This window comes from Pontibacillus yanchengensis Y32 (assembly GCF_000770635.1).
Taxonomy (GTDB): Bacteria; Bacillota; Bacilli; order Bacillales; family BH030062; genus Pontibacillus; species Pontibacillus yanchengensis.
Genome location: NZ_AVBF01000099.1, coordinates 1 through 11,305, shown reverse-complemented (window position 1 = coordinate 11,305; position 11,305 = coordinate 1). Strand labels below are relative to the sequence as shown.

Here is an 11,305-nt window from a genome sequence, read left to right as displayed (position 1 = left end):
CGGCCACCTTTATTCTCACAAAAGCAACGGAAACATCCATCTTTTTAGAACAGTTAGTAATGGTAATTATATAAATTATCTCGAATCCAAGTCTTCCATATTATGCTTCTTATCTTGAATAAAAAGCAAGACCTCATTGTACAATGAGGTCTTGTTTTTTTGTACGTGTTATAAGAACTGGAATGATCCTCAGATATGCGTGGTTTTCCTTAGCATGTGAGCGGGCTCATTCAAAGTTATACACCTTGTTGTTCTTTCGTAAATTCCAAAAGGTCTTCGTAACTGTAAACACCTTTAACCCCTGGTTTTTCTGCTAGATAGGAAGCAATTTGGGTCGCATCATCTGTATAGGTTTCTAAATAACCTCTTATTAACATCGCAAGATAACGTTTGGATGGTATATTGATTTCTTGTTCACTCATCGGCTTTTGATGTGTGAATGTAAAGATAGGGTAGCCAACTGCTTCACCAGCATATATTAGATTTCCATAAGGAGAATCTTGAATGACGACACTTCCTTTTTCTTTAATATGATCGACATCCACTTCCATATCCGGCACACCATTTTCTTGTCGCACAACATCTTCGAATTGCTCTTCTGTGATTAAATACATTCTCGCCCAGCTACTGTTTGTTTCATCACGAACTGTATCGATAAACGCTCCTGCTCCATCCCATCGATCTGAATATCCAGAAAAATACAACGCAAACGGTAGAGAAACGGCGCGGTTATCCTTAGGAAGTGTATGATCACGGCTCCCTACTTCTCTTCGATTGGAACCTTCTGGCTGTCCACCTGTTATATAGCAAAGAAACCTATTTTTAAATAAGTTTGATCCGAAGCTTGCATACCAAACTAAATTGTTTTGCTGTTTCATTTTCACGAAACCTCCTTCATTCATATAAAACATTACATCAACAATACTAAGTCTGTTAAAAATAACATTGCGAATATGGATACGTCATGTTACGATAAAGTCACATTAAACATGTTACCTATTAGTAACACGTTTTAAATGGAGGCCTAGCATGCAAAACGAACAACTCACAGCTGTGTTTAAAGCACTCAGTCACCCTACACGCATGAGCATACTCGACCTATTAAAAGAAGGACCTAGAACAACCGGTGATTTAGATCAATCGTTTCCAGAAGTAAGTCGATATGCTGTTATGAAGCATTTAAATACATTAGAGGATGCTAATCTAATCGTTATTCGACGGGAAGGGCGTTCTCGCTTAAATTATTTAAATGCTGTTCCTTTACAACAGGTTTATGAACGTTGGGTAAGTAAGTACGAATCCAGTTTTGCTGGTTCGTTAACATCAATAAAACAATTCGTTGAAGGGAGTAATGTAGACATGACAGAACAAGGTTTAAAGCATGATTCATTCCAGTTAGAGCAAGAGATTGAAATTCAAGCCTCTCCTGATAAGGTATTTCAGGCTTTAACAACTGACATCGGACAATGGTGGGCATACCGTCTTTGTGGTGAAGGTTCGAAGCTAACTCTTTCCCCCCAACCAGGAGGATATTTCATAGAGGAAGGGTTAGAAGGAGCTAATGCTCTTTGGGGTACCGTTATGTATGTAAAAGATAATGAAGAAATCCGCTTAAATGGACTATTAGGAATGACCGGTGCCGTGAACAGTGCCTATTCCTTTAAGCTAGAACCTAAAGGGGATTCCACACTTCTAAAGCTTTCTCATCATGCAGTAGGATTGCTTGATCCTGAATGGGGTCGTATGCACGATGAAGGATGGAAGGAACTTCTTGGAACATTCCTTAAAGAATATGTCGAGAACGGCAAACGACCTGAAATGGCTTAAGAATTTTTCACAAATTGCATATGAACTAAAAGAGAGCTCCTATCGTGTCAGGAGCTCTCTTTCTTTATTCGCCTTCCTTTACCTCTGGTTCATTCGCTTTCCCGCGACGTTGACATTCTTTACATAACTTCACATTCTCTTCTTTTTTGGATTGAAGCATCTTTCCACAGCTTGAGCATTTTGCAAATTCATTAGGGTTTGGTTGCAACCCACTCCATAATTCGTTTTCTGGACCTGGCATTCTAAATTACCCCTCGCTTCCAATTACATCATATTATTGTTTTGAGTTGATTTTCTTTTATTTTTCATTATCGTTTGGTTGATTAATCTGTTGGCATTCTTTGCACAATCCCATACCGGCCTCATTACGTGTCGCTAGAAGCTTCCCGCATTGTGTACATTTTTGACCTGTATTCCCTTGAATGCCGCTCCAAAGTTCACCTTCAACATCTGTCATGATCGACACTCCTTTTATTATACTTTTGAAAAATATAAATAAGCTAAGGACTCCAATGAACAGAAACAAAGATACATGATAAGGTGAAGCACTTAATGAATTTATTCCCGCTCCTGATAGAACTAAACAAAAATTGTAAACGCTTCCCATTACAGGTATAATGAAAGAAAATTCAGAATTTTAACTAGGGAGTGAATTTTGTGGAAGCAAACCTTGCCCATATCCATGAAGAGAAGCCTTTTCAGGAAAGCGATATTGGTCATACAACGTTGTTCCCCAGTTTTCGAGTCGATTTAAGGCACTACTCCGAGAAAGAGTACAACAAATTTGTAAAGATGAATACAGTAAGAGATTGGTCCGCACTGAGTTGGAAGGATGTAGGTCGTCCTTATGAAGTAAAAACATTTTCTAAAGACCGCATAGACTACGAGAAAGAACATGGACATGAAATGAAACCTTATACTTCATGGCAATATTTCAATAAGGCTTTTCATGAGTGGTTCGTTAAGGATGTCCCTAGTGAACAAAAAAGGCAAAAAAAGCAATTCATGAATAGCTTAACGTCATTTAAACCAGGGGAAATTAAAAGCGCTCTTAGTGAAGTAGCGAAAATTCAACTATGGAATTATGCCCACAGAATTCAGGATGGCATTTGGGATCCTCGGGGAAAACGTGCTTTGTTTGAGGGCTTACATCTCAAGCAACCAAGAATATTGTTTTTAGGTGCGGCAGAAGGCTACGAAGCAATGCAACTTGCAGCAATGTACCCAAGCGCACATGTTACCATGGTCGATTATGATGCTTATTGTAAAACAACCCGCTTTGAAGAATTTCCTGATACTTATCCATTTTTAGGGGAAAACCCTAGTACAGGGCAAGATAAAGTGTATTATAAGCATGATTTCAACATTGATTATGTCGTGGATGATATACGTAACCTCACATACGGAAACGAATTCGACATCGTATTATCAGTGGGGTTGCTAGAACATTTTCCTGACTCATTCAAACCAGAAGTCGTAGATTGGCACCGTAAATTCTTGAAACCTGGGGGATATGCTATCTTCACGACACCACGTAACCAAATCCGTTCTAGACTCTATTATCGCGTCATGGCTGATGTAATGAATCATACGTACCGCGAACTCATGACGCTTGAACAAATGGGGTTATATATCTATGAAAATGGATTCGATATCTTACAACATGGCTACATCAAGGTTCATAACGGAATTGTCGCCAAGCCAAGATAACTGTATCTGCATAGTTAGCACCTCATTTGTAATGTAGTCTTAGAAGCAACTATATATCACTTTAGTCCACTAAAAAGGGGTGTACCACACAATTGGTACACCCCTTTTTTCATTTATACCGTTATATCATCTTTTCCTTCAATTACATGCCCAATTGTCGATTCTAATCCTCTGATAGGATCATGGTTTCGCAGGTTTCCAAACGTTAGACCTGTTAATGCTTCGATTTGTTGAACTGGAACTTGATAGGTTTTGTAATCTCCATATGCGAATTCAAGATTTTCCACTAAATTCTTTTGAGATTGTAAATAAGCTGTCGCTGAAAGGTTCCCATCCTCTTTTACCATCACAGCTAGTTTCCAAAATTCTACTGGAATTTGCACACCTCGATAGATTCTATCATCACTCCGGAAGACCGGCCCAGTGAAGACGGTCGCCTTCATATCATGATTTCTAGCATTCTCGACAATATAGTTTTCTAGATCAAGCCACGTTTGTTGATTTAAATCTCTATGTTGTGGTGCACAATTTGTGAAATGGAAGGTATCCTCATTAGCCGCTTCTGCATCTTTCCCCCATACCGGGTCAATTCGACGGACTATATGACCACGGTCCAGTGGATTATCATAGTATAAATCTTGCCCTGCCTGATATTCCTTATCGATACGGGGATCAAGATACCATTTATCCGCTCTTTCGACAGAACGTAGTTGCTTCCCATCTATATTGACAACAGAATAAAATGCAAGACGTCTAGATTTACTCATCACGATGGAAAAGTGTGTATAGTTCAGAATGTGCCCTCCATCTTTCAATGGAGCAATGTCGTTTTGTTGCTTCTCACTAAATGTCGGAAGAGGAACTTCATAGTCAGTTCCTAGAAAGGTCGGATTATACCCTTCTGTTCCTTCATACCACTCAAGACTTAACTCTTCCACTGGCATGTCATCATCAGCCGTATGATCATCATTAGACTGTTCTATATCTACGATTTCATTTATTAATTTCTGTGCTTGATTACTTACCTGGGAACGATGATTTTTTATATATTCTACGATGCTACTAATGCGAACACCTTCATTAGCAATAAAGGTAGATGGATCGCTTGGATCTGGCACTCCTGCATGATGGAGAGATACCACTTGCCATTCATCATTAAAAACAGGTGACCCAGAAGAACCCGGCATCGTGTCTGTTGAGTAGTGAATGAAATCATCAAACACGTCCTGAATTTTGTTCTCTCGAATGGTAACCGCTTTAGGGGACCCGGATGGATGTTGAATAATAGAGACACGCTCCCCTACTAGCCCCTTACCTGTCCGTGGTTCCAATGGTAGATAGCTATATTGAGTGAGCTTGTCGCCTTCTGAAGACAGCGGTTCTACAGCAACTAGCGTGAAATCTAACTCCTTATCGCTCATAAATAACTTATCCGGATTAATTCGAAAGTTCTTAATCTCTCGTTCTCTTCCGTTAAGGTCTTTTTCATAATTGAATTGAGCCACACTATCTTTGGCTACTTCCTCATCTCCAAGTACATGATGATTCGTAATAAGAACCGATGGGGATACTAGAAATCCCGTACCATGCCCTTTGACGCGACCTATACGATCTCGTACTTCAATCCGGCATACTGATTTAGCAGCCTGTAAACCAGCCTCGAAGTATGCAATAGGAAAAAGGTCATTTCGGCCTATAATACGCTCCATAGCTAGGTTATTACCCTGAAGCATAGCTTCCCTTGAGGCTACGCGATCAGGTGAATCTACTTCAAGAGGATTTCTCGTTTTCAATTCTTGCTCTGTATATTCGCGTTGCTCGGTACGTTCCATATAGCGATTCAGTGCTTGTTGTTGTTGTCTATCCAGTAATTCCTTGCTCCACTTTTGCAGTTCTTGGTACTGTAGCATTCGTTGTTCCCTCCTAAAGTGTTGAACTCAGGTAATCAAACCGTCCATCCATACAAGAGACGACAACGTTTATTTCCATTTTACTATAAAAAATCCCTTGCACATTTAGTCCTATTTTTCCGGGGGGAGGGTCCCCGTTAAAATATAGAGGTTAGATAGTAGGGTTTATGAGCGAGATTTTCTGTTTTTGAGCGACATTCTCGATATATGAGCGATACTTGAATTTTAAGAGCGACATCCTCCGTTTTTGAGCGAGATTTCAAATATATGAGCGAGAGCCGATATTTACATGAACCTTCATGCAAGAAAGATGATACCAGGAAAAATTTAACATAACTAGATAAGAATGCATTAGTAGATTACATTAGATATAACATAGTATATTACTAGCACCCTTAGCGCAAAGGATAAATATACCCCTTCACTGTAGGACTATCCACTTCTTCCTCCTCTCTTCTCCATGCTTTAATAACAAGATATAACAATAGCAGAAACGTCCCCATACCGGTTAAAAAGAAAATTTGCTCCGGTACTCCACCATTATTGTACACAGTATGCCCAGTAAACCATGCAAAAAGGAACGTACAATGCAGTAATAGATAAATCATTTTCTTTCCGAATGACATGGTCGGAACACAGCGGTGATCGCATAGTACAGGAGCCCATAAACAAACAGAAGTAAGTGCAACTGTCCAAAATAGCCCAATATCTAAAAAAACGTTATGTGCAACGTTCTCATACATGAGCAAACATAAGTAAAATGACAAAGACATCCAGGGCTGCGAGATTACATTTATCAATTTTGTTGTCTATATACAGACTTATCTAATCCTACGTCTAATGGTATCTATCAAAAGATTGGCTACAAGCCTGTTGGGGACTCCATGGTTGTGAATTTTGTCTAGAGGTTATCATACAGAGCGTTTCAAACCATTACATTATCAATAATATACGAACAAAAATCCTTCAGAGCTTGTGAAGGATTTTTTGTTCTTGTCTAGGAAACTATAAATGGGTCTGGATAGCATTGAGCAATATAGTGCCAAGTTTTATGTTTTCAAAAATTTTTATTTCATAGACACCAACCCGTCGACTCCTTGCGATTACTAAGACGAAGAAATCTAATTCGTCATAGTACAGGAGTCGATAGAAATGAATTATGTGAGTTTAGCAATCAAACATCAACCGTTCCAAACCAAGGAAGAAATGAATAGAGCCATCAAGTCTCATATTGGAGAGCATGGTCCACAATTGTCAGACACGGAAGTGGAGGTGATCCATCTTTTGTCTCGCTATGCTTGTAAGTATCCTGGAGTTGCTTTTCTTAAAAATGACACGATCGCTAATTTAATCGACAAAAGCAGAAGAACAGTAATTCGCGTATTGAATAAGTTAGTCGAGTATTCTATTATTACGCGCCTTGAAAATATGCGTCTTCAACGTGGTGGAAATGGGGCGAATCTATATATTATTAACCCTACTGTCACACAGAATGTGACACAGAGGAAGGAAGCTGAAAACGCAGAAGTACCAACGGAATCAGCTCCAGAAGTGCAAGATGAACCATTATCTTTTAAAAACATAAATAAAAAAGAATTAAAAGAATCGTTACAGGTGGATGGATGTCATCTTAAGAACTCCTATCGAGAATTTAAAAAATTGGTCTACTGCTTTATTCCAGAAAAGACGTTTTTCTACCGTTTGTACCGGCTAAAATCCACATGTGTGGTGGAGTGCGCATGAGGACAGTCTTAATGTCACCTCGTTGATCCAAGTAACCAAGTATTGGCTCCTGTTCAAATCGTGACATATCCGTTTTCATACGTTGGATCAACCCTAAAGGAAGGTTATGCATAGCTTCATTCTCTAACAAAAACGGTTGTACCCTACTTTCAAATGCTTGGGGACTATTATACGTAAAAACGGCCATCTTCTCCCACCTTTTCTCATTCGAGCTGATGTTATTCATTTCGACGCAATCAACCAAATTCCTCCAATTTTTCCGTAAAACTATAAAAGAAAAGCCCAAGTGTCTCCTTCGTGACAATTGGGCTTCCTACTAGAAAGCGTAAGTTGGTTCGATGTTGTTCTGTGAATAAAGGACTTGCTGCACTTTTGCCACTAGTCCCGCTCACTTAATCCCACTCCTTCAATCGAACAACGAGTTTCTTTACCTTTCGTTGTACTAATGGTTTCTCATTTTGATCTGACTTTTGTTTTTGCCATTCATTATAGCTTGCTATGGCAATTAGCGTTGAGCCTGCAATAAGTAGGTAAGCCCACCAAGGGAGCTGTCCCCAATACGGTTTTGTCTGAATAAATACATTAAGCAATAGCACAGTAACTCCCACAAAAAAGTATGATTTAATTTTGAGCTGCATCCCGGCAATAATGGATACGAGAGAAAGGGTCCCCATAATAACGGCATCCCAAATCGTATTACTATATAAAGCATCCACCGTTAGATACGTCGTAACAAGAACCAATACAATGAGTTGAACATAATGCATGGGCTTTTTATACATGCTCCACGTTTTCACGCTTAGTGCAATCGCTAGAGCTAACCAAGGTAGTGCGATGAGTTCTGCATGGATTAACTCAGGGACGGAAAGAATGTACGCTTCCAGCACGACATAATAAGGAGCAAATACACTAACCGCTCCAAATGTTATAAAGCCTTTTTGCACATGACGACCTTCTACCCTTGATACTTGGCTGAACACCCAAAGGGTAAAAGCAATCAACGGGATAATTTCAATCCAAACACTGTCTGACGAATCGAGCCACCACATCATGCAAGCCAAGTAAAGTACAGCTGTAACGGAATACCAATCCATCCATATGGAAGAAGAATTCTCTCGGTACAACTGCGTAAATAATACTCTCCCAACTATGGAAGACACAAGGAAACCGACAAATAGAATGGGGAGCATTAAGTACTTTGGAGCAAAACCGTATAGCTGAGCCCACATAAAAAGAACAGCACTCAGCGGAATAATTGTCGCAATGGTCCATTGACGATAATGATATAGCCACAGGTTAAACACGGCATATAAAAGAACAATACTAATACCCACTGGCTCCAATAGGAAGGTATCTTCCACGAGTATGATGAGACTTACTGTAGAAAAAGGAATGAGATACCATTCTATTTTTCTCTTCCACAGCTTCGATACATAAGCCCAGGCACTAAACATGATTAGGCTAGCGAATACAAGCATATAGGCCTCTTTAAAGGTTAAATATATAGAAAGCTATATTGTTGCCAAGGTATTGTCGCTTTCACGGTACTATATAGATACATTGCGAGTGGTAACAGGTACAGGAACGGCGAAAACCCTTGAGTCGATACAAATAAGAGCACTCCACCTGCAACAAGAAATGGTTGGATTATGTGAGCTAGCCAAAAGAAGGATTGCTTTCCATATCGCCACCTCAGTCCGATTATCTCAGCTAATGCTATTAAAACAATTGGTGCTACAAAGCTAAATGTCACCGTCCCTGCAATCCCTTGAATGTTAAGAGGATTAAAGAGAGATCCGTAGAAAGCTAGCGTCGTACCGGAAACCAGCCACCACATCCACACATACCGATACGTGTACAACAGTAATGTATAAACACCTATGGCAATCAATAGCAACAACGGAAGAACGGTATCTACATTCAAGCCATAATCTCCACTCACTACCATCATTAAGCTTATGGAGAAAACAATTTGACCGATGATAAAGCTAGCATTTTCGAAAGCTTTCACTCCCAGCTGCTTCCAACAATATTGAACTATTAGAAGCAAAAGTCCAGTACATGCAACATGGACAATCAATTGATCCTGGTACATTGGAAACCAACTCGATAACTGTGGATGTAAAGCAAACATCCCTAGAGCTATACTAATTGGATGAGCCCATAACGCAGCATCCTGCCACCCTTTATGGAAGGTTGTTCTCCACGTTACGTAGGCAATACCACTGAACAACACCAACAGAAGGCCTGCGTCATATCCGGTTGGGTGTTCCAACGTCGCATAGATGATGAATAAAACCATAACCAATACACTCATCACAAAACCACTCTGTTGGAACGTTCTCATAAAGGTAGGTTTTCGATATAACCATACCCACCCATAAAGAAGGGAACTGATACAGAACATATACAATGCAAAATGGTCTTGTAACCACGGTAGCTCTATTAAACTAAAGCCTTGAGCAGCTGAGACGAATACAAAGATAAGAGCAAAATAAGCAAACACACTTCGCTTTGTTTGATATGCCAGATAGCCATAGTTAAAAACAATCACGAGATAGGCTATAAGTAATAAAAAGGAGGAAGACTCTCCTCTTAGTAAAATCCCTTGAACCGTTATATACATAAATGCTGCTAACGAAACGAGAGCAGAAGTATAATAGAATACTTGCTTCATAAAGTTGTCATGCTTAACCATGTATTGTAAGCCTAAGTACACTAATCCAATCAGGGCATAGAGTACTAGATCAACTTGTTGCAGTGGCGTGAAATGAATAAGTTCATAAAGTCCATAAGCTACTAAAGCATGGCTGACGAATTGATAGTATTTCGAATGGTACACAAACACCATCGACATGTAGATCGTAGCTGTTAATAGAAGGTTAAAACTATAGAACACTTCACTTTCATAAAAGTTCAATAAGAGTAACGTACTAATGACAAGATTTAACTGCGCAAACGGAGGCAGTTCTTTCATAAACAATTGCACTGTACTGTTGGTTTTATAAAAATGATATAAGGCAAGCAATGCGGCATTATACACCATGAGACCTAAATAAAATACATCGACGGAAACCTCTAACCCCGCAAGCAAAAACCCAACCAAAAAGGTACTACCTAAAAAAGATAGCCATGTGAACAAGCGTGATTGATGGCGCTGGGCGATGACCAGGTAGATAGGAAGAGCAAACAGTGCTGCCAGTAACCCTAACCATTCTCGCCCATCTCCATATAAAGAAAGATACGGACCAAACAGCCCGAAGTAACCTATTGATAAAAAGGCAATAGGAATAAACAAACTACCAAGCGTCAAAAACGCAAATGCAGTTTGATGAATGTTTAACAACCTTCCGGCTACCCAACTTAATCCATAGAAGAATAATGAAATGAAAGAGAGCGTGAACACTTTCAAAACAGGTCCCATTTGATCCCAAGTGCTCGTTCCAACCACGAGCCCACCTGTTAGGAGTAAAATAACCCCTAATATTAGAGACCATGTAATATTTCGTTCCCGAATTTGTTCAGCAGTTTTTTGTTTTTTTGCTTTCTTTTTCTTGGGTTTTTTATATGTAGGTGCCTCGCTAGATTCTTGAATATTCTTATCTATATAAGGTTCTTTCTCAGCTTCCAAAGCAGGCTGCAGAAGGTCATACTGATACTGCTCATAAGCTGCATTCACCTTGTAGTAATCATTCTGATCAATATATCCCTTCTGTTGCAATTCAGAAAGCTCTTCACGAAAAATCCGTTTCCGTGTACCTTTATTCTGATGATCCTCTGACATTATCCCACCCCCCTACAAACTATACTCTCGTTCTCTTTTAGTGTAAATATACACTATCACAACCCAATCAACAACCTATTTTTGGTAATTTTTACAATTACTTAGTGTTTTCCCTTTTAAAAAGAGCCTATTCCAAGTGGTGCTATCAAATACTTGCCGCTAGTTTAAGACTTTGCAGACATAGCGTAGCGGCGCGCCTAATTTATGTAGTGTCAGGCACTAGAAGGATTTCGATTTCTGCACCTCTGGCGTTAATATCCGCCGCTTTTCACTCCTTTTCCATCACTTCTCCTTCGATATCCGCTACTTTCCATTCCTTTTCCGTCACTTC

The 11,305-nt window shown here is 39.5% G+C and carries 11 protein-coding genes; 3 read left to right on the top strand and 8 right to left on the bottom strand.

The genetic code is table 11. The annotated features are described in order from the left end of the window. Positions 1–236 precede the first annotated feature (236 nt). Complete coding sequence (locus N782_RS19590; RefSeq protein ID WP_036824433.1) at positions 237–878, bottom strand: hypothetical protein; 642 nt, start codon at positions 876–878, stop codon at positions 237–239. A 151-nt stretch (positions 879–1,029) separates the two neighbouring features. Here N782_RS19590 and N782_RS19585 point away from each other — a divergent pair, with 151 nt between their 5' ends. Continuing rightward, complete coding sequence (locus N782_RS19585; RefSeq protein ID WP_036824430.1) at positions 1,030–1,827, top strand: helix-turn-helix domain-containing protein; 798 nt, start codon at positions 1,030–1,032, stop codon at positions 1,825–1,827. A 64-nt stretch (positions 1,828–1,891) separates the two neighbouring features. Here the strand turns inward: N782_RS19585 and N782_RS21870 are convergent, their stop codons facing one another. Both N782_RS21870 and N782_RS21865 read right to left on the bottom strand, forming a co-directional pair. Continuing rightward, positions 1,892–2,068, bottom strand: coding sequence for a hypothetical protein (locus N782_RS21870; RefSeq protein ID WP_202595714.1), 177 nt, complete (start codon positions 2,066–2,068; stop codon positions 1,892–1,894). Between the two features lie 57 nt (positions 2,069–2,125). Continuing rightward, positions 2,126–2,284, bottom strand: a complete 159-nt coding sequence (locus N782_RS21865) for a hypothetical protein (RefSeq protein ID WP_202595713.1) — start codon at positions 2,282–2,284, stop codon at positions 2,126–2,128. Positions 2,285–2,484: 200 nt separating this feature from the next. Here N782_RS21865 and N782_RS19580 point away from each other — a divergent pair, with 200 nt between their 5' ends. Next, positions 2,485–3,537: a class I SAM-dependent methyltransferase gene (locus tag N782_RS19580; protein WP_084103171.1), complete on the top strand. Its 1,053-nt coding sequence runs from the start codon at positions 2,485–2,487 to the stop codon at positions 3,535–3,537. A 113-nt stretch (positions 3,538–3,650) separates the two neighbouring features. Here the strand turns inward: N782_RS19580 and N782_RS19575 are convergent, their stop codons facing one another. Beyond that, complete coding sequence (locus tag N782_RS19575) at positions 3,651–5,447, bottom strand: DNA/RNA non-specific endonuclease (RefSeq protein ID WP_036824428.1); 1,797 nt, start codon at positions 5,445–5,447, stop codon at positions 3,651–3,653. A gap of 395 nt (positions 5,448–5,842) precedes the next feature. Continuing rightward, positions 5,843–6,190, bottom strand: coding sequence for a hypothetical protein (locus N782_RS19570; RefSeq protein ID WP_036824426.1), 348 nt, complete (start codon positions 6,188–6,190; stop codon positions 5,843–5,845). Positions 6,191–6,599: 409 nt separating this feature from the next. Between N782_RS19570 and N782_RS19565 the strand changes: the two genes are divergently transcribed. Next, positions 6,600–7,190, top strand: coding sequence for a helix-turn-helix domain-containing protein (locus N782_RS19565; protein ID WP_052111460.1), 591 nt, complete (start codon positions 6,600–6,602; stop codon positions 7,188–7,190). A gap of 236 nt (positions 7,191–7,426) precedes the next feature. Here the strand turns inward: N782_RS19565 and N782_RS21695 are convergent, their stop codons facing one another. The 3 genes from N782_RS21695 to N782_RS19555 are packed head-to-tail and all read right to left on the bottom strand — an operon-like array spanning position 7,427 to position 10,974. Next, positions 7,427–7,582: a hypothetical protein gene (locus N782_RS21695; RefSeq protein WP_161783144.1), complete on the bottom strand. Its 156-nt coding sequence runs from the start codon at positions 7,580–7,582 to the stop codon at positions 7,427–7,429. Continuing rightward, on the bottom strand, positions 7,583–8,668 hold the full coding sequence (locus tag N782_RS19560; protein ID WP_036824423.1) for a hypothetical protein: 1,086 nt from the start codon (positions 8,666–8,668) through the stop codon (positions 7,583–7,585). A 17-nt stretch (positions 8,669–8,685) separates the two neighbouring features. Then, entirely contained in the window at positions 8,686–10,974 is a 2,289-nt protein-coding gene (locus N782_RS19555; RefSeq protein WP_036824420.1) for a hypothetical protein, read from the bottom strand. Positions 10,975–11,305: the final 331 nt, after the last annotated feature.